Here is a 21,018-nt window from a genome sequence, read left to right on the forward strand (position 1 = left end):
CCGTTCACGACTCCACTCGACCGACGGCTGGTGCGCTGAATTCCACCGGTGTGTCGAAGGCCGCGCGGCGGGCGGCGCGGCGGAGCACGGCGAGGACCGCTGGGCCGGCGAGCAGGATCGCGATTCCGTTGGTGATGGCACGGCCGGTGTCCCAGCCGAGAGTGGAGGTGGTGAGGGTGAAGAGAGCGAACCGGTGGAGGTTGTCCAGGACGGCGTCGCCGGGGACGAAGTCGAGCTGGGTGCCTTGCGCGAGGTACGGCCAGAACCACATGTTCATGAGGAAGCCGTAGCCGTAGGCCGCCAGGATCCCGTACAGGGTGAGGATGGCGACCTCCAGCCGGCCGCGTGGGCGGCGTGGGAGCAGGCCGGCACCGAGACCGACCCAGGCGGCGGCGACCATCTGGAACGGTAGCCACGGGCCGACGCCGGCGGTCAGCAGCGCGGAGGCGAACAGGCTGGTGCAGCCGAGGACGAAGCCAAAGCCGGCGCCGAACACCCGTCCGGCGAGCACGAGTAGGAAGAAGACGGTTTCGATGCCGGCGGTGCCGGCGCCGAGTGGCCGGAGTGCGGCGTTGACCGCCGACAGCACACCGAGCATGGCCAGTGTCTTGGAGTCGATTCCGCCGGAGGTGAGTTCGCTGAGCACGATGGCGATGAGCAGTGGGAGGAGCAGGACGAACATCAGCGGGGCGTCGGTGGTGTGCGCGGTCGCCGTCGGGTCGGGAGCGGCGAACAGCGGCCAGAAGAACATGGCCAGACCGGCGGCTGAGGCGAGGCCGAGGACCAGGGCGGCGCGGATCGGGATCCGGAGCAGGGTTCGGCGCCGGGTCGAGGTGGGTTCGTCGACGAGTCCGGCGTTCATGGCGCATCGTTGGCGAGCGCGGCCGCCACCTGGTCGACGGTGAGCCACGGCAGTGGCGCGAGGATCTTCGCGACCTGCGGTGCGAAGGCGGGTGAGGCGATGAGTACCTCGGTGGCCGGTCCGTCCGCGACGATTTCCCCTTCGGCCATGACCAGGACGTGGTCGGCGGCGGTGGCGACGAATTCGACGTCGTGGGTGGCGACGACGACGGCCCGGCCCTCGTCTGCGAGGCGGCGGACCATTGCGGCGAAGTGTTTCTTGCCCGGGTAGTCCAGGCCGCGGGTCGGCTCGTCGAGCAGTACGACGGGCGGGGCGGCGGTCAGTTGGACGGCCAACACGAGCGCCAGTTTCTGCCCCTCGGACAGGTCCCGGGGGTGCTGCTGGTCGTCGACCCCGGGGACGAGTTCGTCGAGCAGGCGACGGCAGGTCCCGTCGGGGCGATCCGACTCGTGGTCGGCCTGGGCGCACTCCGCGGCGACGGTGTCGAGGTAGAGCAGGTCGCTGGCGGTCTGCGGGACGAGGCCGACGAGGGTGCGGGCCTGCTGTGCGGGGCGGTCCCGGGGGTCGGTCCCGCGGACGTCGACCCGCCCGCCCTGGCGCGGGCCGGAGCCCTGCAGCGCCCAGAGTAGAGACGACTTGCCGGAGCCGTTGCGCCCCATCAGCGCGGTCACCGTGCCGTCGGGCAGGTCGACGTCGACGCCGCGTACGGCGATCGTTGGCCCGTACCGGACGACGACCTGCCGGGCGCGTAGCTGGACCGGATGATCGGGGACGGGCCGGGCCGGTGGCGGGGGCACGGTGGCGAGCCGGGTACGGAGCCCGTCGGCGCGGCGGCGGGCGTCGCGCACCGACAGCGGTGGGGGGTCCCAACCGGCGAGGCGGCCGAGTTCGACGACGGGTGGGGCGACCGTGGCGGTGGCCAGTACCTCGCTGGGGGTGCCGGATCGCACGGTGGTGTCGCCGGGGAGGTAGACGAGCCGGTCGGCGTACTGGACGACCCGTTCCAGGCGGTGTTCCGCCAGGACGACGGTCATGCCGAGGTCGTGCACGAGGCGGGTGACCGCGGCCAGCACCTCCTCGGCGGCGGTGGGGTCGAGCGAGGAGGTGGGTTCGTCGAGGACGAGCACGCGGGGGTGGGCGGTGAGGGCGGCTCCGATCGCGACCCGTTGCTGCTGGCCGCCGGAGAGGGCGCGTAGCGGGCGCCTGCGCAGGTCGGCGATACCGAGCAGGTCGAGCGTCTCCTCGACGCGTTTGCGCATCACGGTGGTGGGGACGGCGAGTTGCTCCATCCCGTAGGCGAGTTCCTCTTCGACGGTGTCGGTGGTGAACCCGGCGAGCGGATCCTGACCGACGACACCGACCAGGTCGGCGAACTCGCGCGGTGGATGGTCCTGGGTGCTGCGCCCGGCCACGGTGACCCGGCCGCTGAGTCGGCCGCCGGTGAAGTGGGGGACGAGCCCGTTGATCGCCCGTAGCAGGGTCGACTTCCCGGCGCCGGTGCGTCCCGCGACGAGGCACAACTCGCCTTCGGCGATGTGCAGCGTCACCCCGGTGAGCGTCGGCGATGCCGTTGGGGGATAGGAGACGGTGACGTCGTCAAAGATGATCATCTCGGCCGTTCTCCTGCGGCGGCAGGGGATCGCCCCGGCTCGTCGTGGACCTCGGCCGACGTGGTGACCGGGCCGGCCGGGTGAGTCTCGGGTGGCGGTGGCGCCAACCAGGCAGGCAGTCCGCCGATCAGGATCGCGACGGCGGGCAGGGGTGCGATCTGCGGCCACCGCAGCGGGTTCAACGACGGGTAGAGGTCGGCCGGGTCGATCCGGGTGGTCAGGTAGAGGCCGGCCGCCGCGGCGATCCCACAGGCCGCGACCAGTACTTCGGCTGCGCCGAACCGGTCCGGGCGGTAGGTGGTGCGTAGTACCCGCCGGCCGCTGATCGCCAGCCCGGCCGCCGCGAGCAGCGCCCCGGTTGCGAGCATCGGCGCTCCCAGGTAGCGGGGTGTGGTCGCGTCCATCAGCGCGTACATGCCGACGCAGATCCCGCACAGGCCGCCGAGCATCAGGGCGCCGGTCAGCGCGTGCACCGCCGACGGTTGGTTTCCGTGTCGGCCGTAGCCACGGGAGTCCATCGCGGCGGCGAGGGCCAGGGACCGGTCCAGGGCATCGGTGAGGACCGGGATGACGATCCCACGCAGTGCGCGCATTCCGCTGCGGGGGGCACCGCGCAACCGCCGGGCCCGCCGTACCCGCAACACGCTCTCCACCAGTTGCGGTGCGACGGAGAGCGCCACCACGACGGCGGTCCCGACCTCGTAGAGCGCCCCGGGTACGGCCCGCAGCAGCTGTTTCGGGTTGGCCAGGGCGTTGGCTGCTCCGAGGCAGATCACCATGGCGGCCAGCCGTAGTCCGTCGTAGGCGCCGCCGAGCAGTTGTTCGGCGGCGACCGGGCCGAGTAGCCGGATCCCGGCCGCCCATTCGGGCAGTGGGAGCTGGGGCAGGGTGATCAGGATGTGGTCGCCCTGGCCGCCGCCGAAGATGACCCGGAACAGGATCCGGGAGGACACGATGAGCGCGCCGAGCCACAGGTAGAGCCGGAAGCCGAGTGCCCACGGGGCGTCCGTGCGGCGGGCCGCGACCACATGGGCCGCCACGGCGATGATGAGCGCGAGTAACAGCGGGTTCGTGGTACGGGTCGCGGCGGTCGCCAGTCCGAGGGCCCAGAGCCACCACGCGCCCGGATGCACCGCCCGGGGCAGCCGGGCGCGGGCCGTCGGCATCTACTCGGCCCGCCGCCGACGTCGTGCTGCCACCGCTGCGGCGCCCGCGACAAGGACGAGCAGGCCGGCTCCGGCCACGGTCATGATCGGCAGGCCGGGACGCTGCGTCTGAGCCGGTGCGGTGTCACCGGTCCATGCCTGCGTCTGCCCACCGGTTTCCGTGGCCATGGCCGACGCGGAACCGCCGACGGACGGGGCGACCGACGACGTGACCTGGGTAGCGGGGTCGGTGGTGCCGGTGGGTGCGCCGGGTGGTGCCGGTGGAGTTGGCACCTGGGGGCCGTCCGGTGCTGCCGGCGGTCGACCGGCCGCCGGTCCCGACGTCGTGGGTGGTGCCGCCCTGGTCGGTGTCGGCGTCGCCGCCGGCGGTGCGGGGCGCACCGGGGCGACGCCGGGTGGCGGGCTGGTCGACGCCGACCGGTTCTTCGAGAACGACCACCCCTCGAAGCTGCCCGCCGGGGGTTTGCGGGCCATCACTCCCCGTTGGCTGTAGGTCCATGGCCCGCCGTTGGGCGCGTGCCAGTACGACCAGTACGCGCTCGCCGGTGGGGTGTCGATGCACGGCTCCTCGGCGGCGGCCGGCCGGCCCTCGATCCGGCAGATGAACGACTCGCCCCACCGGGTGGTGCCGGTGATCGAGATGCCGGCGTTCTTCAATGCCGCGTGGCCGGTGGCCTGGTCACCGACCGCGCATCGGACGATGGTGGGCCCGCCCAGTTCCTGGAAGTCGACCACGACGGTGACGCCGGCGGCGTCCGGGCAGAAGCCGGCCCGACCGGTCGCCTCGGCCGGGCTGCCCGGCGCCACGACGATACCGGCGGCGACGATCACCGCCGGGATGATCCGGACGAGCCGACGGATCAGTCCGCCGCGCCCGGTGCCCGCGTCGCTCCCCCGCTGGCCCGCCGCGGCGGTGACGCAGGCGCCGGTCATGACATCCGGTCCCGGCGACGTCGGCCCGCCAGGAGCAGAGCGGCTCCGGCGGCGATCGTCATGACGCCGACCAGGACAAACGTCACGATAGAGGCTCCGGTGGTGGGCAGCGGTCCGCCACCGGGTGGGGCTGGGGGGGCTGGGGGCGTCGGGGTGCCGGTGGGGGCGACGGTCGGCGTCGGTTCTGGCGCGCCAGGGCTGGCGGTCGCCGTCGGAGTGGTGCTCGGGCTGGCACTCGGCGTCGGGGTGTCCGTTGGGGCCGTGCTGGGCGTCGGCGTGGCGGACGGCTCGGGCACCGGGCCTCCCGTGCCGATCTGACCGAGCGGTACCTGTGCCAGGCCGAGGACGGCCTGGGCGCTGGCCCGACGCCACTGGTCCAGTTCGAACTCTCCGATGCCGTTCGTGACCGCTGTGGCCAGCGCGTCGGAGGTGTACGCGATCGCGCCGACGTGGGCCGCCGCCGCGCCGGCGTTCGCCGGGGTGAGCTGCTGGGCGGCGATGAACGCGGCGGCCTTCGCCGCGGCGTCGCGTTCGCCGACGGCGGCGAGCGCCTGCCCACCGAGACCGGTGCTGTTGGTGTTGGGATAGTCGGTGAAGCCGGAGCCGTGGAACGATCCGTCCGCCGCCTGTTCCGCGAGCAGCCAGGAGGTGGCCGCGGCTACCGGCCCGGCGGTGCCGCTCGCTCCGGCTTCGGCGGCGGCGAGCAGGGCCTGGACCGCCATGGCGGTGGCGTCGACGTCCATGTTCTGTTCCGTCGCCGGATCATCAACACAGGACGTGCCGGTGGCACCGGGGTAGAGCCGGAACCCACCCCCGGGACACTGCTGTCTGACCAGGAAATCGACGGCCGGCTGCGGTACGCCGCCGGAGCGGGCCAGCCCGATCACGGCCAGCGACTGACCGAAGAGGTTGGACCCGGCCGCCGTACCCAGGTTGAGGTCGTGGAGCCAGCCCGCCCGGGCGCCCTCGTCGGACCCATGGATCAGGCCCTGGGTACGCGCCCGCCAGTCGTGCCCGCCGAAGTCGGTCGGATCCAGGCCGGCCGCGACCACCGCCACGAGCACCTTGGCCGTCGAACCACCGGTGATGAAATCTCCCGCCTCGGTACGGATGGCCGCGTAGCCGTCGGCGTTGGCCGCCAGGCTTCTGGTGATCGCGGCGACGGCGGCTGGCTCGACCTCGGCGGCGCGCAGGGCGAGCAGCGCGTCGATGGTCAGTCCCCAATCGCTACCGACGAAGCCTGGCAGTCCACCGTCGACGAGTTGGCCGGCCAGCCAACGGGATGCGGACCCGGCGGCGGTATCCGCCCCGACTCCGGCGGAGACGGCAACCGGCCGCATCGCCGGTGTAGCCGGATGGATGACGGCGATTCCGGCACTGGTGGTCAGGAACGCGAGGGCGGCAACGGCCGGAAGGAACCGGCAGAGCAGGCGACGAGCCATCGAGGGGACCTTTCGGGGAGCGGTGACCGGCACCGCATCCGCCCGCCGCCGATGGCGATGGCCGACCCGGGGCTCGATCCGTAGACCACGACGTGTGAGCCGCTCACTCCACGGTCGGGCATTCCGGCTCGCGGCGGTGCCTCAAGGGACACCGGTTCGCACACGGTTGCGGGTCAGCGCCGGCATCGCACCGGCTTCCCCCGACTGGGAGCAGATTCAGTTGTGACGGGCCGCTACCGAGTATGTCAGACGCGCGACGTCGGGACTCCTCACCCGGCGCCACCGTTGCCGGCCGATCGGACCGAATAGCGGATCCGCACAGTGGTTGACAGCCACCTCACAGTATTCGGCCCCGGCTGATCCCAGGTGGACCACGGCAGCGCCGTTGACGACCGAGACCCACCCCCCCACACTTTGCGTAGCAGATCAACACCTGTGCGTTGATGGGGGAAGTCCGGTCGGAAGCCGGCGCTGGCCCGCAACGGTAGGCGGCGAACCTCACGCCGCGAGCCCGAATACCCATCCACGCCCGGCTGCAGAAGGTTTCCCACCCGTCGTGGCCCACGGGTCGGGGCTACCCGGCGCCTCCCGGGTTGCTTCGGCACCCGGGCCGGAAAGGCGCCGTCCGATGGCAGCTCGCCGCCGCGATCGTTTCCGCCTCATCGCCACCAGCGTCCTCACAACTCTCGCCCTGACCGTGACCGCGGCCACCCCCGCTTCTGCGACGCCGCCGCAGACCCACAACCGGACCGACGCGGCCGCCGGCTGGCTCGCCCGACAACTGGTCGACGGTGAACGCCTCGAAGTCGTCTTCGACGGCGTCGCCTACCCCGACCAGGGCCTCACCATCGACGCGATCTTCACCTTCGCCGCCGCGAAGCAGGCCGACACCTACGCCACCAACGCGATCACCTGGCTCGCCGAACCCAGCGTGATCACCGGATACATCGGTGACGGCATCGAAGCCTATGCCGGAGCCACAGCCAAGCTTGCGCTCGCGGCCCAGGTCCGTGGCCTCGATCCAGCCTCCTTCGGCGGAGTCGATCTGATCACCCGTCTCACCGGCCTGATGGCACCGTCGGGCCGGTTTTCCGACCAGTCCGCGTTCGGTGACTACAGCAACATGTTCAGCCAGTCGTTCGCCGTCATCGCCCTGGACCGGGCCGCCGGGGCGCCACCACAAGCGGTGTCGTACCTGAGTAGCAGTCAGTGTCCGGACGGAGGCTTCCCCGTCCAGTTCGCGCTGGCCACCTGCACGAGCGACGTCGACGCCACCGCGATGGCGATTCAGGCACTGGTCGCGGCCGGTGAATGGCACGAAGCCCACGCCGCGTCGCAGTGGCTGGTCGCCGTCCAGGCCGCGGACGGCTCGTTCGCCGCGGGCGGGGTCGCCAACGCCAACAGCACCGGCCTGGCCGCCCAGGCACTGGTGACGACCGGTCGGCTGCTGACCTGGTGGCGTGCCCGCCAGTTCCTGCTCAGCCTTCGGGTCGACTGCCAAGGCGACCCCGGCGACCGGGGTGCGATCGCCTACGCCGCCAGCGGCTTCGATCCCAGCACCGCGCCCAGGGCAACCGCGCAGGCCGTACCAGGGCTTGCGGGGGCCAGCCTGGTCAACCTCTCCGCCACCGGCTCCCGGCCGGACGCACCGACCCTGGCCTGCACATGAGCTCGGCACCGTACGGAGGAACCATGACAATACCGATCCGCCGCCGGCTCGCGGCACTCGCCGCAGTCATCGTGCTGGTCGCGGGACTGGTCGCGGTCGACCCGCTGACCCGCCCCGCCCACGCCGCCGCCTGCGCACCCGGCACCGGCGTCACCGTCGTCGTCGACTTCACCGCCTTCGGCCTCGGCGTGCAGACCAACTGCTATCTCGGCGACCCGCCAACCGGCCTCGCCGCACTCCAGGGCGCTGGCTTCACCCCCACCGGCACCCTGCGCTGGGGCCTCGCCTTCATCTGCCGCATCAACGGCCTTCCCGTGCCGGCGGCCGAACCCTGCGTCAACACGCCACCGGCCAGCGCCTACTGGTCGTACTGGCACGCCACCCCCGGCGGTACCTGGGCATACAGCACACTCGGAGCGAGCAGCTACAACCCGGCGGTGGGAACGGTCGAGGGCTGGCGATTCGGCTCCGGCCAGGCGCCCTCCATCACCCCGCCCTGATGGTCGCCTCGGCGCGGAGGGTCAGCTTCCCTCCGCGCCGTCCAGCAGGGCCCGACGTAGCGACAGGCGGTGTTCCCGGCGGATCCGCGCCTCGCGGTAACGCCGCCGGTCCTCGTCGGTCTCGGGCAGCAACGGCGGTACGGGGCGCGGCTGTCCGTCATCGTCGATGGCCACCATGACCAGGTGCGCGGTGGCCACGTCGGTGGCCGGCACCGCGCGGTCCCATCGGTCAGCGGTGACCTTGACGGCCACCTCCATGGAACTGCGTCCGGCCCACGTGATGCGGGCATCGACATGGACGACGTCGCCGACGCGTACGGCGCGCAGGAAGGCCGTCTCGTCGATGGCGGCGGTGACGGCCGGACCGTCGGAGTGCCGGGCGGCGACGACCCCGGCGACGGAGTCGATGAGATTGAGGATCCGCCCGCCATGGACCGTGCCCATCAGGTTGGTGTGATGCTGGTCCATGATCTGGGACAAGGTCAGGTGGGATGCCGATGGTGGCCGGCCGGTTGTGGTGGTCTCGGGCACTGCGTAGTCCGTCCTCGGGAAGCACGCCGTCTGCTTTGCCGGGTGCACGTCGAGGACCCGCCACACCCTGGCGGGTCACCCGCTCGACCCACCCGCGAGGCCGACGGCAGCGCACACGTGTCGCGTACGCGGCGCGGGCAGGTCTTCGGACTCGCGGGCGCCACCGGCGCCTGCCGGTGTCCTACTGGCCGTCGCTTCCCAGGCGGGGCGCCCAGTGCTGTTGACGGCGGTCGTTCCCACTCACCGCTGCGGGGCAGTTCCGGTTTTCCACCGGATTCCCTCTTACGACGCCCGGACCGTCTAGGTCGGGCGAACCAACGCCGTAGCCATCGTACCCACCCGGCGGGCTGCACCGGCAGAGTACGGTCCCGCCGGTGACCCAGGGGCCGCTGCGGGCGACCCTGACCGGTCACACCGGCTTCCAGGCCGTGCAGAAAAGTGCCTGGCGTCGGCCCTGTTCTCGCCGCGATCTTCGTCGCCGAGATCGGCGACGTCGCGCGCCCGAAAGTGTGACGTTTGGTACCGTGTGATGTGGACAACGCTGGGGGCGCTCGACTAGGAGCGCCCCTCGCTGTAGACATCATCGCAATCGTAGAATAACTGCTGGTAACGGGTGCTCGATAAGCAAACATTGACCCGTAAGCGATGGTTGGACCGTTCTTTCCTCTAAGAACGGTCACGGTGTTACGTCGTCGAAGTAGTCGAACTCGCCTTCCCGGATGGGCCGGACGGTGTTAGCGGCAGCACGAGCGCGTGCATGTACGGCGCGTCGACCGCCGGCTGGACATCCGCCACATGCCGCCAGCCCCAGTGGTCGTAGATCCGCCGGGCCGGGGCGTCCGGCTCGGACAGCAGCGTCGCATATGGCTCGAATCGCTTCGACATCAGCGCATTGATGAGCGTCCGACCGAGCCCTTGACCCCGCCACGTCTTGGCGACGACCAGCTCGATCACAGCGAATTTGGGCGACGTCAGCACCTCGGCGGCCGGCTCAGGGGAAGTCGTGCCTCCCCACCAGCGACCCGCTGCGAACGTGAAGCCGAATGAGAAACCCACAAGCCGGCCGGCTGCACGCGAGGTCACGAGTGCGAACCCCGGCGCGGCCTTCTGTACGTTGGTGCGTTCCAAGAACCGGCCGCGGCTAAACAGCGGGCCACCGTTGTACGGCGGCTCGGCGTACACGACCTCGTACAGGTCGGCGACCTCGCCTAGCATCGCCTCGAGTCCAGCGCCGTCGTGGTGGGAAAGGTCGATGTCGGCGAGGGAGGTCACGGCGCTACCGGACCGGCAGGCAGTGCCAGCATCTCCCGCAGCTCGGCCAACGCGGATCGCTCCCGCTCTACAACGGGTACCTGATCCAGAACCTTCCGGCCCATATCCAGCACCATGGCGGTACGGTGTGCGACCGGCACCGCGTCGATAACCGTCTGGGCGTGGGAGGCACCCTCGTCAAGGTAGCCGTCAATGACCATGCATCGGGCGGCGTGAAGTTGAACCTGCGCGCGGGAACGACGAGACGACGCCGGGTACAAAGTTAGGGCGTGCTCCTGCGCTTGGCGGGCGGTGTCGGTGTCGCCCAAGTGGGTTCCTACGTAGCTTGTGGTATGCCACAAACGGTGTTGCGGATAGCCGAAGGCAGTGCCCAGGTCCTGGGTCGCGCTGGCCGGAAGCTGCCCGTAGAGGTCGGCAAGGTGATTCACGGCGTCGCGGGCCTCGTCGGCCCGGCCGAGCAGTGCGTACGCCTGGGCGCGGGCACTGAGAGCTTCCGTAACGCCCGGGTAGGCGGCACTGCCACCGATAACGAGAGCTTCATCAGCGCGGGTAAGCGCGATGGTGAGGGGACGCCGGTCGTAGAGGGCGTGCGTCGCGTCGTGTCCACGTATCCAGGTGCGAACGACCGGATCAGTGGATGCGTCGGCTGCATGCCGGGCGGCCCGCCACCACCTGCGGGCCGGCTGGAACTGACCGAGGTTTACCAGGCTCATGGCCATCACCCCGGCAAGCAGACCACTGACCCTCGACAGGCCCCGATACTGGGCACCCCGCGCGGCGTCTAGGGTTCCTTGGAGGTCAACGAGGTCCGCCGCGAGGTTGCTGACCAACACGGCCGGACGATCGGTGAAGTAGGCCCCGCCGTACTCGAAGGCGACTTCTTCCCACTCATCGACGTCCACGTCGGCGGCGTCTTTCCCGGTCAGGGAAGACACAAGACCGGAACGGATCACGTCGAGAGCCGGCGTAACAGCGCCAGCCGCAAGCGCGGTCAGGGCGTGCTGTAGCAGGATGCGGCGCCGCACGATGTCCTCCGGGTCCGTTCCGACGTCGCGACCTACGAGCGGACCGCGACGTCCGCGTTCTTCAAGTTGGGCCTGGCAGGCAGCCCCAACGGCATCGTCCGCGTCGGGTGCCTCGTCAAGATACTCTGCCTGCTTCGACAACCGGCCGTGTCCCTTCTCGGCGGGAGAGGGCTCGCCGCCGCTGAGGGCGGTTGCGGCAACGGTGAGGCCAAGAGCCTGTTCGTAATCCCGGACGAGGGCCGGCGTCACGTCTCGGGAGTCCACGTTGCGCTCAACGCGGCTTAGGTGGCCCTTATCCCGCCCAATCATGTCGGCAAGCTTGCCAAGGCCAACGCCCCTACTCTCCCGCGCGGCGCGCAAGTCCTGCCCGGTAATCACATGTCCTCCTGTCATTTCCGCGATTCACCGTTGCGGCAACACCGCAACCGTGACTCCGTCCGAACTAACGGTGATCCTCTCTGTGAGGGCGCGGGGCTGATGTGCAAACGCCGCCTGCCTCGCCGCCCACGACGACGGTACCGCCACAGGGGACTCGGTGTCGATGCAGGTGAGGTGGGTGCGTGGCATTCATGGTTGCACTCGCGCCCGGCGTGCTGGCCGGGCGCGACGTGACCCGACTGGCCTGCGTCCTGAATATGGATGGGGCGATGACGGTGGTTTGCACGCCATGGCGGGGCGTAGAGCCGTTGGCCATCGTCGAGGGCTGTCCGAGTGCTAGTGAACCCAATTCGGAGTGTGTCTAGTGAAGGCTGGCGACGCTATTAAGAGATTCAATGACTCCCCGGTGGTGCGTGACGGCGTCTCCGTGCTGTCGGGTGATGCGGCGGGCGTGTCGGGATCGGGTGGGGGGCGCCTCCGGCCCGGCCCGGGTTCCGGCACGCCCGCCACGGTTGCGGCGGCGTTTGTCTCGGTCGATGTTGGTGAGCGGTCCGGCTCGGGGGAGGTGGTTCGTGGGCCGAATGTGTTGTTGCGGCGGGCGCGGTTGGGGTTGGTGTCGCAGTCGGGTTCGGGTCGGCCGATGTCGCGGCAGGAGTTGGCTGATGCGGTGAACGTGGTGCTGCACAGGTTCGGTCCGCACGCGGGGTCCGCGACGGCGCGGTGGGTGGCCGGTCTGGAGCAGGATCGGGCGTGGTGGCCTCGGTTGTTGGCGCGGCGGGCGTTGCGTGAGGTGCTGGGTGCGGCGACGGACGGGCAGCTGGGGTTGTTCGTGAACCGCCGGATGGACGTTCCTGTTGACGGGCTGGATCAGGAGGTTGGGCCGCTGGTATCGGCGGTGCCGTGGTCGGTGGGGTCGGGTGATGGGCTGCGGGTGGTGGTGCCGGCGGGGGGGATCACGGTCCGGCAGGTGCAGGGCCGGACCTGTGAGATCGGGATCGAGGCGGCGGGTGCGGTCACCTCGCTGCTGTGCGGTGCGAGTCCGGGTGACGTCGAGCGGCTGCCGGTGGGCACGCCGTTGGTTGTGGCTGTCGGTCGGGGGGTGTGAGGGGTGACCGCCGTGGTGTCCGAGGCCGCCGGCTCTGAACTGGTGGTGAGGGGGCAGGTTGATCAGGCGTGTCGTGATCTGGGGCGGTTGTTGGGTGAGTATCGGCGGGCGGCTGGGTTGTCTCAGGTGGTGTTGGCGGGGCGTATCGCCTATTCGCGTAGCACGGTGGCCACTGCTGAGAACGGTTCCGGGCGGGTGGCGGTGGAGTTCTGGGAGTCCTGCGACCGGGAGTTGGCCGCCGGTGGTGCCCTGGCGGTGGCGTACGGCCGTGTGCGGGCGTTGACGCGGGCTCTGCGGGAGCAGCGGGATCGGGAAGGGCGGCGTGTCCGGCAGGAACGGGCGCGGCGGTTCCTGGCGGACTCTCCTGTTCCGCTGGTGCCGGTTGACGCGGCGGTCGGCGGTCTACCTGGCGACCAAGGAGTTGGGGTGGCTTTTCGGGCTGAGGCGGCGGTGGTGGTCGGGTGTGGTTGTCCGTTGACAGTGGTGCGGTGGTCGGGGTGGGAGACCCGGGCGTTGCGGGAGGCGTTGCGGCTGACCGTCGGGCAGTTCGCTTCGCGGGTGCGGGTCCGTGCATCGTCGGTGACCGGCTGGGAGAGCCTCGCCGTCGCGGGTGGGCTGCGGCCGGGGACGCAGAGGTTGTTGGATGACCTGCTCGCGTCGATGGATGTGGACGGGCGTGCCCGGATGCGGGCGCTGCTGCGGGACTCCTGCGTCGATGAGGGCCAGTCCGTGCGGGGGCAGGTGGTCGACCGGCACGAGTGCGCCGCGTCCGGTCCAGCCGGACCGGACGCGGCGAGGTTGCACGCGCGGTCCGGACGGGTGCGTCGGGGCGGTCCGGTCCTGGTCCACGACGGCGCGCGTGGTGGCGGGGTGCGAGAGCGGAAGGGAGGTGAGTGAAGTGCAGGAACCGAATGATCTTCTTCGGGCGGCCCGATTGCGGCGGTCGCGGTCGGGAGCGGGGCCGTTTTCCCGGCAGGAGTTGGCGAACAGGCTCAACGGCGTGTTGTCGGCCTTGACGGGCAAGGAATACACGCTGGACGCGAATTATGTGGGCAAGTTGGAGCGGGGGGTTATCCGCTGGCCCCATGCCGACTACCGGCAGGCGTTGCGGACGATTCTCGGCGCGGCCTCTGACGCCGAACTCGGCCTGTATCTGAGACAGGGACGGTGACGTATGCCCCGGCGTGACGGCCATTTTGTGGTGAGGGAGGAAAAGGGCGTGGCGACGTATCACGGTGGCGGTCAGGTCGACCGCGCGCAGCAGATGTTGCAGCGGCACACGGTGTCCAGCGCGGACGGGTTATGCCTGGCCTGTCAGGTGCCCGCGCCGTGTGTCCATCACGAACGGGCGGCCAGGGTGTTCGCGTGCGCGGTGCGGTTGCCTCGCCGGGTGCCAGGAGCGACCCGGCCGGAGTTGATCGGCGCCCGCCGAGTTGGTGCGGCGGGCCTGTTCACCAGGACCGGTTGAGGTGTCTGTGGTGTCGGCGGTGACGAACGGCATCGGGGTGGCCGCCGGTGATGTGGTGTACGTGGGGCGGTCGGCGAGTGTGCAGTTCAGCGGGACATCAGCGTTCGTGTTCCGGGTGATCCGTGTCGATGACCGTCCCACCTACCACGGCTGGGCCTGGCTGGAGGGCTACCAGCTCGACCGCAACGGCGACGCGGTGGACCGCCGGGAGATTTTCGTCCGGCCCGCCGGACTTCGACGGTTCGCGAGGGCGTCGGCCTCGCCGGTTCGGACACCGTATGTCCGCCGGTTCGAGGACGCGGGCGCGTCGCTGCGGAATGCGCCCGCGCGCCTCGTCGGCAGGTGACGGTGAATGGACGCGCGGGAAGGCGTCCCGCGACTGCGGGCGCCTCTGGAAGCGAACGGCACATGGAGGACAGCAGTGGCGAGTAGCCCGCATCAGCCCTGGTGCGACCCGCACGAATGCACGGCGGACTTCACCGACTTCCATCCCGACGCCTCACCTGCCACCCACGCCAGCCGCTGGTACGAGTGCGATCCGCCGGGCGGCCGGCAGGCGGTCGAGGTGGAGATGCAACTCGTGGAGTACGTCGATGATCCCCACCCGAGAACGTTCATCCGCATCGCCCGCAGCGACTTCGAGGACCGGCAGGTCTTCCACCTCACCGTCGACCAGGGCCACGCCGTCCACCAGACGCTGACCGAGATCCTCGCCCACGCGACCTCGGGGCGGAGGTGATGCCGCCGGCATCGACCCCGGCACGACAACAGGCTGTTCCACGAAAGGAGAACGGGCATCATGACCGACACCGACACCGACACCGGTAGCCCGGCGACCGACCCGCACCTCGGCCCCGTCGACCCGTCCGGCCGGCACGTCGCCGGCATCGGCGACACCGCGACCCGCGGCCCGGCCCGGCCGCGCGCCGAGGCGGACGTGCCCGAAGCGTCGACGGTCGCGGGCGCCCTGGCCGGACGCGACGCCGCACGCCCGGCGGGGCCAGGTGAGCCGGCGCCGGTCGCGTCGCGCGGGTGCGGGTGCGCGGTAACCGTCAGCCAGTGGACCGGACGGGAGTCACGGGCACTGCGAGAGGCGCTACGGATGAGCCTGCGCGCGTTCGCCCAGCACCTCGGTGTCAGTACCAGCACCGTATCCGGCTGGGAAAACCGCAACCCGAAACCGCTGCGGCTGGCCACACAGGCGGTGTTGGACCAGGCGCTCACCCTCGCCGACGCCGACACGAGAACCCGATTCGGTCTGATCCTCGCCGCCGTCTCGGACAAGGCGTCCGGCGCGGAGAACGGCAGGGCGCACCGCGTCGCGGGTGGTTCCACCGTGTCGCCGTAGGGGCGGGAACGGGCGCGTACCGAGTCCTGACATCCGGGCACCATCGGTCGGCCTATGGGAGAGGGCCGTGTTCAGAACGCCGGTTGAACAGGGAGGAGTCAGACGTGACCGGCGCTAACGATCCCTAGCGGGCGGTGACGACACCGCGCCGGCCCGACCGGTGCTCATCTGGGCTGGAGTCCAGCAGCGCCGCACCGGGCGTTGTTTCCCCGTCCTGTCTACGCAGGTGTGGACGGGCCGTTGCACCTCCCTTTCCGTGCCACGCGCTCGATGAAGTGGAGATCCCCGTGCTCGACGAAGGTGACATCCGCACCATGCTCACGCTGCGAGGCTCTGAGCGAGAAGAACTGTTCATTCAGGCCCGTGCTGCCCGCGCTGACGTGTACGGCGACCGGGTGGTCGTGCGCGCGGTCGTCGAGGTGACGAACCTGTGCCGGGTCGACTGCGACTTCTGCCCGATGCGGCGCTCCAACACCAGGGTCAACGACGTGTTCCACCAGACGCCGGCTGAGATGGTCGAGACCGCGATCGGCGTGCACGCCCTCGGGGTCGATGTGATCTGCCTTCAGGGCGGCGAGGTGCCGCAGACGACCAGGTCGGTCGGAGCGGCGCTGCCCACGATCGCCGAACTGTACGGCGGCAGGGTGGAGCTGCTGCTGAACCTGGGCAACAAGACCCGCGCCGAGTACGCCTGGCTGCGCGAGCAGGGTGCGACGAGTTACATCATCAAGCACGAGACCTCGGACGCGGCCCTGTACCTGCGCACGCGCCACGAGGCACTCGACCGGCGGCTGGAGTGCATCGCGGACCTGCTGAACCTCGGCTACCGCGTCGGCTCGGGAATGATCATCGGCCTGCCCGGTCAAAGCCTCGACAGCATCGCGCGCGACATCGTGCTGTGCCGCGACATGGGCGTCCACATGATGTCAGCGGCACCGTTCGTCCCCGCACCAGACACCCCTTTGGCCGATGCTCCTGCCGGCGACGTCGAGCTGACCCTGAACGTGATCGCCGCGATGCGGCTCGCTCAGCCGGCGTGGACGATCCCCTCGGTCAGCGCCATGCGCGCCAATGTCGAAGGCGGGCAGCGTCGCGGGTTCGACGCCGGGGCGAACCTCATCGTCTTCAACGCCACCCCGGCGGACTTCCGCGACAGGTACCTGATCTACGGCAAGGACCGAAAAGTGTCCAGCTACGAGTACGTCATGGACGTCGTCACCCAAGCTGGCCTGACACCGGGTGGCTCGGTGTTCCTGACCGAACCCGGCAGGCCCTGATGGCGCTTCCGGTCACGACGGTCGACCACCCGGTCATCATCCTCGCCCGCGGTCTCGGTACCCGCCTACAAGCGGTCGCGCGAGGCAAACACAAGACCGTCGAAATGGTGGGAGACCGCCCGATCCTCGGCTGGATCTTGCAGGAGCTACGCGCGGTCCGGCCCGCGCGGCTGTACCTGCACCTGCGTGAACCCGACGCGGAGGCCGCCGTGCTCGCGGCCGGGCACCTCCAGCCGGTAGAGATCAGCATCGGCCCCCCGACCGGCTACCTGCCCGACGTCGTGGACTGCGCCCGCTACGGCGAACGGTTCAGCGTGATCGAGGCAGACACCATCACCCATCCCGGCGCACTGCGCAACTTCCTCATCCTCGCCGACCAGCTCGGCCCGCACGCCGACCTGTCTATGGGTGTCGCACCCGCCAGCGCCAATCCGAACGGACCCGCTGTCGTGGTCAACGCCAACGGGCTGGTCACCGCAGTGAGCTGGAACGCCCAGCCGTCCGGCCTGGTGCCGCTGGGGGCATGGCACTGGACACGACACATGCTCACCGACGCGCCAGCCTTCGCGACCCGATCGACCAGCATCGCCGACTACATCACCTGGAGCATCCCGCGCGGTGCGCTCGTCGCACCGATCGGATTCCCCGCCGGACACAACATCAACACCCCGGCAGACCTCGACCACGCCCGGCAGCAGATCCGGGCGTGGACCACTCTTGAAGAACGGAGCATCACCGCGTGAGCGTCGCCATCGTGACCGGCTCGGCCGGACTCATCGGCTCGGAGACCGCCCGGCACTTCGCCACCCTCGGCCTGGACATCGTGGGCATCGACAACGACATGCGCCAGTACTTCTTCGGCAAGGACGGCACCACCCTCCCCAACGCCATCAAGCTGATCAACGAACTCGGAGACCGGTACACCCACCTGGAGCACGACATCCGCGACCGCGACACGCTGGCGAAGGTGTTCGCCCGCTACGGCAAGTACGTCGCCGTCGTGGTGCACGCGGCCGGGCAGCCAAGCCATGACTGGGCAGTACGCGAGCCGCTGACCGACTTCGACGTCAACGCCGTCGGCACCCTCAACATGCTCGAACACACCCGCAACCACTGCCCCGACGCGGCGTTCATCTTCACCTCCACCAACAAGGTCTACGGCGACCGCCCCAACCAGCTCCCCCTCACCGAGCTGGACACCCGGTGGGAGATCGAACCTGGCCACGAATACGCCGACGGGATCACCGAGGCGATGCCCATCGACTCATGCCTGCACTCGATCTTCGGCGTCGGCAAGGTCGCAGCAGACATCGCCGTACAGGAATACGGCCGCTACTTCGGCCTCAACACCGCCACGTTCCGGTGCGGCACCCTGACCGGCCCCGCACACGCAGCAGCCGAGCTACACGGCTTCCTGGCCTACCTCATGCGCTGCGCCATGGAACAACGCACCTACCGGATCTTCGGATACAAAGGCAAACAGGTCCGCGATGCGATCCACTCCCACGACCTCGTAGCCGCGTTCGAGGCGTTCCTCCGCGCCCCACGCCAAGGCGAGATCTACAACATGGGCGGCAGCAGGCACTCACACATCAGCCTGATGGAGGCAACCACCCTCGCCGAAAAGATCACCGGACAGCAGATGATCACCGAGTATCACGAGGGCAACCGCATCGGTGACCACATCTGGTGGGTCGGCAGCACGGCGAGGTTCGCCAACCACTACCCGACTTGGCAGTACACCTACGACATACCGGCAATCCTGACCGGAATGTACGAGGTCAACCAGGGGACGTGGGTCAACCGGCGCTGACCAACTCCCGGTACTGCGGGGAGTCCAGAAAACGCGGGACGATCTGGCCATAGGCCCGCCCGAACTCCAGGGCGCGCACGTCAGCGCCGTCGATGAACCGCATCGCGGCCCCCTCCCCGCACACCACATCCCCATCCGTGGCGTCGGTCGGCGCGTAGAAGATCGAGAACTCGCCGACCGCGCCAGGGAACTTCGCCGACGGAGCGACGCCCTGCCAGAACAGCCGCAGTTCCTCGACCTTCAGGCCGGTCTCCTCCAGCAACTCCCGGTGAGCGGCAGCCAACGCGTCCTCACCCGGATCAACGTTGCCACCGGGCAGACACCAACGGTGCGGGTCCACGCGGGTGTTGCCGTCACGAAGCTGCAACAACAACCGACCTCCCCGATCGACCAAGATCACACCCGCGATTCGCGCATCCACTCGCACAGCCACGCAGCGCAGCCTAGCCCCGGACGCAACAACCCCGACCACAAGCCGCCATCAGGCCGGACATCCAAGGCAGCCAACATCCGGCCACACCGAGCGGGTCAACGCCAGCACGTCCTTCGCCAACCGCCTCATCCCCGAGCAGGCCACCTCGTGGTCAACGCCGACGACGGCGCGATGGAGGTTGTTACCGGCGATCTGACACGGGCGTCACGGCCGATGCCCTTCGCAGTTGGGCGTGTCCGAGCCCCACTCTTACCGGCTGCCGGCCGTTGTGTCGGAACCGCAGCAGATCCGCCGTGTCGATGGTGGTCTCGCCCAGGTCCAGAGTCCGCCGGCTGGTCACCCAGTCCACCAGCCCTTGCCGGTCGCGGACCTCGCCCGTGAAGTGCACCAGCGTGGCGTACCAGATGTCCCTGTGATAGCTGTCCTCGAACCAGCCGTCTGGCCCCAACTGCTCGCCGAGCCGATCAGCGAACTCGTCAGCAGCACCGTCAAGGGGAAACGCGCACACCATCACCCCCGACGGCGTCAGCGTCAGCCCGCTCAACCTGAACCGCACCGGCCGGCACGCCGCCGCCGCCCGGCCCATCGCGGCCACGCAGCGACCTGCCAGCGCGTCACCGACAGGAACATGGCGACGATGAACCTGAATGGCGCGGACCGTGAAATGCACCGCCTCCGGAGCGCCGGTCGGCCAATGCCACGGGCCGGCCACTGCCATCACCTCGGCGGTCACCGCAGCCAGCCTCCGCACACTGCCAGCGTCGGGAACAAACACCACCGACATCCCCCACCGGCCACCCTCAACCGGCGCCGTGTCCCGATAGTGCGCACCAGTCAGGACCGCGTCACGACCCCGCACGAACAACCGGTCAAACGCCGCCCGGTAGGCGACATCCACCGCCCGCCTGTCCGAACCCCATGATCGCCTCGCCCTCGTCACCCGGCGCAGCCTACGCCCGCGCCGACCCCTCACCCCAGACGAACTGCCGTCACAGCGGCCGTCTCGCCGACGGCGAGATAGCAAGACGCGACGGTCTATCTGTCCATCGACCTCCATTGATGCCAACCGCTATATGCACCAGCCGAGTGCCGGCCCTTTTTGTCTTTTAGGCCGCTTTTGCAGATCGGCCGTTCGGTCGATTCGGTGAACAGCGGACCCCTGGAAAGCGCTTTCTGATCAGTATTAGAAGGGAGTACTTCGTCTCGGGAGTGGTTGCCACGCTCAGCCGGCGGTGAAACTCGACGTACGGGTGCCATCGGGGAGGTGATGGGCGTGGCGAGACTATACGCGGTCGGGCCGGACGAGAGCCCGTTCAATCCACCACCGCGTCGGCCCGACGATGTGCGGTTGCATGGGCTGGGGCGGCGGCACTGGGCGTTGCTGTCCCTACTGGCCGAGCATGGAGTGCTGCATACCGGGCAGGTCGCGACGTTGATGTTCGGCAGTCGCCCGGCCGCCGCCCGCCACCTCGGCGCGTTGGTCAGGGCGGGTGTGGTGTGCAGGTTCGTGTACGACGACGACCCGACGCACCTGGCGCACTACGAGCTGAGCGCGGCCGGCGTGGAGGTCCTGACGCAGCGGCTGCAGCAGGCGGGTCGGGCGGTGCCGGTGGCGCTGGGCCGCCCGGGTGCGGACCTGTTCACGGTTAACGCGTTCTTCGTCGGCCTCGTCGCCGAAGCGCGTCAGCGGGGCCGGGGTGAGGTGTTGCGGTGGCGGCGGGCGTTGGAAGCCGCCCTGTGGCTACGGGAACACGGCGTGCCCGACGTGGCCCCGAGCGCGTACGGGGTGTGGATCGAGGACGGGCTCTCCGTGCGGTTCGTCCTGCACGTCGACCACGACCACGGTCCCCGCCTGTCCGAGGCCATAGTGCCGCCGGCGGCCGAGGCCCTGCACGGCTACCGACACGCCCCACGCGGGGTGCCGCTGACAGCGGTGCTGGTGCTGTGTCCCACCGCCGGTCGGGCGGCCGAGCTGCACCGGGACCTGGCCGCCGCGCCGGTGCCCGTCACCGTGGCGTCCACGACCTTCGACCGGTTCAGCGAGGCGTCCAGCGCGGCCGAGGCGATCTGGACCGTGACCGGCAACGACACCCCGCTACGACTGGCCGAGGTCGGCCGATAACCCACCCGCCTGAGTGGGGTCCACCGACGTCGGGCTGACAGATCCGGTCCCGGTGGCCGTTGGG

Annotated in this window: 22 protein-coding genes and 3 riboswitches; of the genes, 12 read left to right on the forward strand and 10 right to left on the reverse strand. The window is 70.0% G+C overall.

The window, feature by feature from the left end; translation table 11 throughout:
* Positions 1–4: 4 nt before the first annotated feature.
* From O7627_RS32370 to O7627_RS32390, 5 genes are all read right to left on the reverse strand, one after another.
* On the reverse strand, positions 5–862 hold the full coding sequence (locus O7627_RS32370) for an ECF transporter S component (protein ID WP_278097230.1): 858 nt from the start codon (positions 860–862) through the stop codon (positions 5–7).
* Positions 859–2,472: an ABC transporter ATP-binding protein gene (locus O7627_RS32375; RefSeq protein ID WP_278097231.1), complete on the reverse strand. Its 1,614-nt coding sequence runs from the start codon at positions 2,470–2,472 to the stop codon at positions 859–861. The genes O7627_RS32370 and O7627_RS32375 overlap by 4 nt, the downstream gene beginning before the upstream one ends.
* A complete protein-coding gene (locus O7627_RS32380) occupies positions 2,469–3,638 on the reverse strand; it encodes a CbiQ family ECF transporter T component (RefSeq protein ID WP_278097232.1) in 1,170 nt (389 codons plus the stop codon). Before O7627_RS32380 ends, O7627_RS32375 begins: the two co-directional genes overlap by 4 nt.
* Positions 3,639–4,478 (reverse strand): hypothetical protein, encoded by an 840-nt coding sequence (locus tag O7627_RS32385; protein ID WP_278098519.1) that lies wholly within the window; start codon positions 4,476–4,478, stop codon positions 3,639–3,641.
* A gap of 89 nt (positions 4,479–4,567) precedes the next feature.
* Complete coding sequence (locus O7627_RS32390) at positions 4,568–6,013, reverse strand: prenyltransferase/squalene oxidase repeat-containing protein (RefSeq protein ID WP_278097233.1); 1,446 nt, start codon at positions 6,011–6,013, stop codon at positions 4,568–4,570.
* Between the two features lie 116 nt (positions 6,014–6,129).
* Positions 6,130–6,214: riboswitch (cobalamin riboswitch) on the reverse strand.
* Between the two features lie 205 nt (positions 6,215–6,419).
* Positions 6,420–6,555: riboswitch (cobalamin riboswitch) on the forward strand.
* Positions 6,556–6,641: 86 nt separating this feature from the next.
* Between O7627_RS32390 and O7627_RS32395 the strand changes: the two genes are divergently transcribed.
* Positions 6,642–7,682 carry a prenyltransferase/squalene oxidase repeat-containing protein gene (locus O7627_RS32395; protein WP_278097234.1) on the forward strand — a complete coding sequence of 347 codons (1,041 nt, stop codon included), beginning with the start codon at positions 6,642–6,644 and terminating at the stop codon, positions 7,680–7,682.
* A 23-nt stretch (positions 7,683–7,705) separates the two neighbouring features.
* Complete coding sequence (locus O7627_RS32400; RefSeq protein ID WP_278097235.1) at positions 7,706–8,182, forward strand: hypothetical protein; 477 nt, start codon at positions 7,706–7,708, stop codon at positions 8,180–8,182.
* 21 nt (positions 8,183–8,203) lie between these two features.
* Here O7627_RS32400 and O7627_RS32405 read toward each other — a convergent pair whose 3' ends face one another.
* The 3 genes from O7627_RS32405 to O7627_RS32415 all read right to left on the reverse strand — a co-directional run bounded on the left by O7627_RS32405 (position 8,204) and on the right by O7627_RS32415 (position 11,388).
* Positions 8,204–8,713, reverse strand: coding sequence for an acyl-CoA thioesterase (locus tag O7627_RS32405; protein WP_278097236.1), 510 nt, complete (start codon positions 8,711–8,713; stop codon positions 8,204–8,206).
* Between the two features lie 118 nt (positions 8,714–8,831).
* Positions 8,832–9,047, reverse strand: a riboswitch (cobalamin riboswitch).
* Between the two features lie 350 nt (positions 9,048–9,397).
* Positions 9,398–9,985, reverse strand: coding sequence for a GNAT family N-acetyltransferase (locus O7627_RS32410; RefSeq protein ID WP_278097237.1), 588 nt, complete (start codon positions 9,983–9,985; stop codon positions 9,398–9,400).
* Positions 9,982–11,388, reverse strand: a complete 1,407-nt coding sequence (locus tag O7627_RS32415; RefSeq protein WP_278097238.1) for a helix-turn-helix transcriptional regulator — start codon at positions 11,386–11,388, stop codon at positions 9,982–9,984. Before O7627_RS32415 ends, O7627_RS32410 begins: the two co-directional genes overlap by 4 nt.
* Before the next feature lie 364 nt (positions 11,389–11,752).
* Here O7627_RS32415 and O7627_RS32420 point away from each other — a divergent pair, with 364 nt between their 5' ends.
* The 9 genes from O7627_RS32420 to O7627_RS32460 all read left to right on the forward strand — a co-directional run bounded on the left by O7627_RS32420 (position 11,753) and on the right by O7627_RS32460 (position 18,399).
* Positions 11,753–12,493, forward strand: a complete 741-nt coding sequence (locus O7627_RS32420) for a hypothetical protein (protein ID WP_278097239.1) — start codon at positions 11,753–11,755, stop codon at positions 12,491–12,493.
* A 45-nt stretch (positions 12,494–12,538) separates the two neighbouring features.
* Positions 12,539–13,390: a helix-turn-helix domain-containing protein gene (locus O7627_RS32425; protein WP_278098520.1), complete on the forward strand. Its 852-nt coding sequence runs from the start codon at positions 12,539–12,541 to the stop codon at positions 13,388–13,390.
* Positions 13,383–13,664 (forward strand): hypothetical protein, encoded by a 282-nt coding sequence (locus O7627_RS32430; protein WP_278097240.1) that lies wholly within the window; start codon positions 13,383–13,385, stop codon positions 13,662–13,664. Before O7627_RS32425 ends, O7627_RS32430 begins: the two co-directional genes overlap by 8 nt.
* A 316-nt stretch (positions 13,665–13,980) precedes the next feature.
* Positions 13,981–14,307 (forward strand): hypothetical protein, encoded by a 327-nt coding sequence (locus O7627_RS32435; protein WP_278098521.1) that lies wholly within the window; start codon positions 13,981–13,983, stop codon positions 14,305–14,307.
* Positions 14,308–14,382: 75 nt separating this feature from the next.
* The gene (locus O7627_RS32440) at positions 14,383–14,700 is read left to right on the forward strand and encodes a hypothetical protein (RefSeq protein WP_278097241.1); all 318 of its coding nucleotides are present in this window, start codon (positions 14,383–14,385) and stop codon (positions 14,698–14,700) included.
* A gap of 60 nt (positions 14,701–14,760) precedes the next feature.
* Positions 14,761–15,309 carry a helix-turn-helix transcriptional regulator gene (locus O7627_RS32445; protein ID WP_278097242.1) on the forward strand — a complete coding sequence of 183 codons (549 nt, stop codon included), beginning with the start codon at positions 14,761–14,763 and terminating at the stop codon, positions 15,307–15,309.
* 275 nt (positions 15,310–15,584) lie between these two features.
* Positions 15,585–16,586, forward strand: coding sequence for a radical SAM protein (locus tag O7627_RS32450; RefSeq protein ID WP_278097243.1), 1,002 nt, complete (start codon positions 15,585–15,587; stop codon positions 16,584–16,586).
* A gap of 104 nt (positions 16,587–16,690) precedes the next feature.
* The gene (locus O7627_RS32455; protein ID WP_278097244.1) at positions 16,691–17,329 is read left to right on the forward strand and encodes a hypothetical protein; all 639 of its coding nucleotides are present in this window, start codon (positions 16,691–16,693) and stop codon (positions 17,327–17,329) included.
* Positions 17,326–18,399, forward strand: coding sequence for an NAD-dependent epimerase/dehydratase family protein (locus O7627_RS32460; protein WP_278097245.1), 1,074 nt, complete (start codon positions 17,326–17,328; stop codon positions 18,397–18,399). Before O7627_RS32455 ends, O7627_RS32460 begins: the two co-directional genes overlap by 4 nt.
* Here O7627_RS32460 and O7627_RS32465 read toward each other — a convergent pair.
* The gene (locus O7627_RS32465) at positions 18,386–18,820 is read right to left on the reverse strand and encodes an NUDIX domain-containing protein (RefSeq protein ID WP_278098522.1); all 435 of its coding nucleotides are present in this window, start codon (positions 18,818–18,820) and stop codon (positions 18,386–18,388) included. The two genes, O7627_RS32460 and O7627_RS32465, sit on opposite strands and share 14 nt — an antisense overlap.
* 193 nt (positions 18,821–19,013) lie before the next feature.
* Complete coding sequence (locus O7627_RS32470) at positions 19,014–19,565, reverse strand: hypothetical protein (protein ID WP_278097246.1); 552 nt, start codon at positions 19,563–19,565, stop codon at positions 19,014–19,016.
* Positions 19,566–20,105: 540 nt separating this feature from the next.
* Between O7627_RS32470 and O7627_RS32475 the strand changes: the two genes are divergently transcribed.
* On the forward strand, positions 20,106–20,954 hold the full coding sequence (locus O7627_RS32475) for a replication-relaxation family protein (RefSeq protein ID WP_278097247.1): 849 nt from the start codon (positions 20,106–20,108) through the stop codon (positions 20,952–20,954).
* Positions 20,955–21,018: the final 64 nt, after the last annotated feature.

Source organism: Solwaraspora sp. WMMD1047, assembly GCF_029626155.1.
Classification (GTDB): Bacteria; Actinomycetota; Actinomycetes; order Mycobacteriales; family Micromonosporaceae; genus WMMD1047.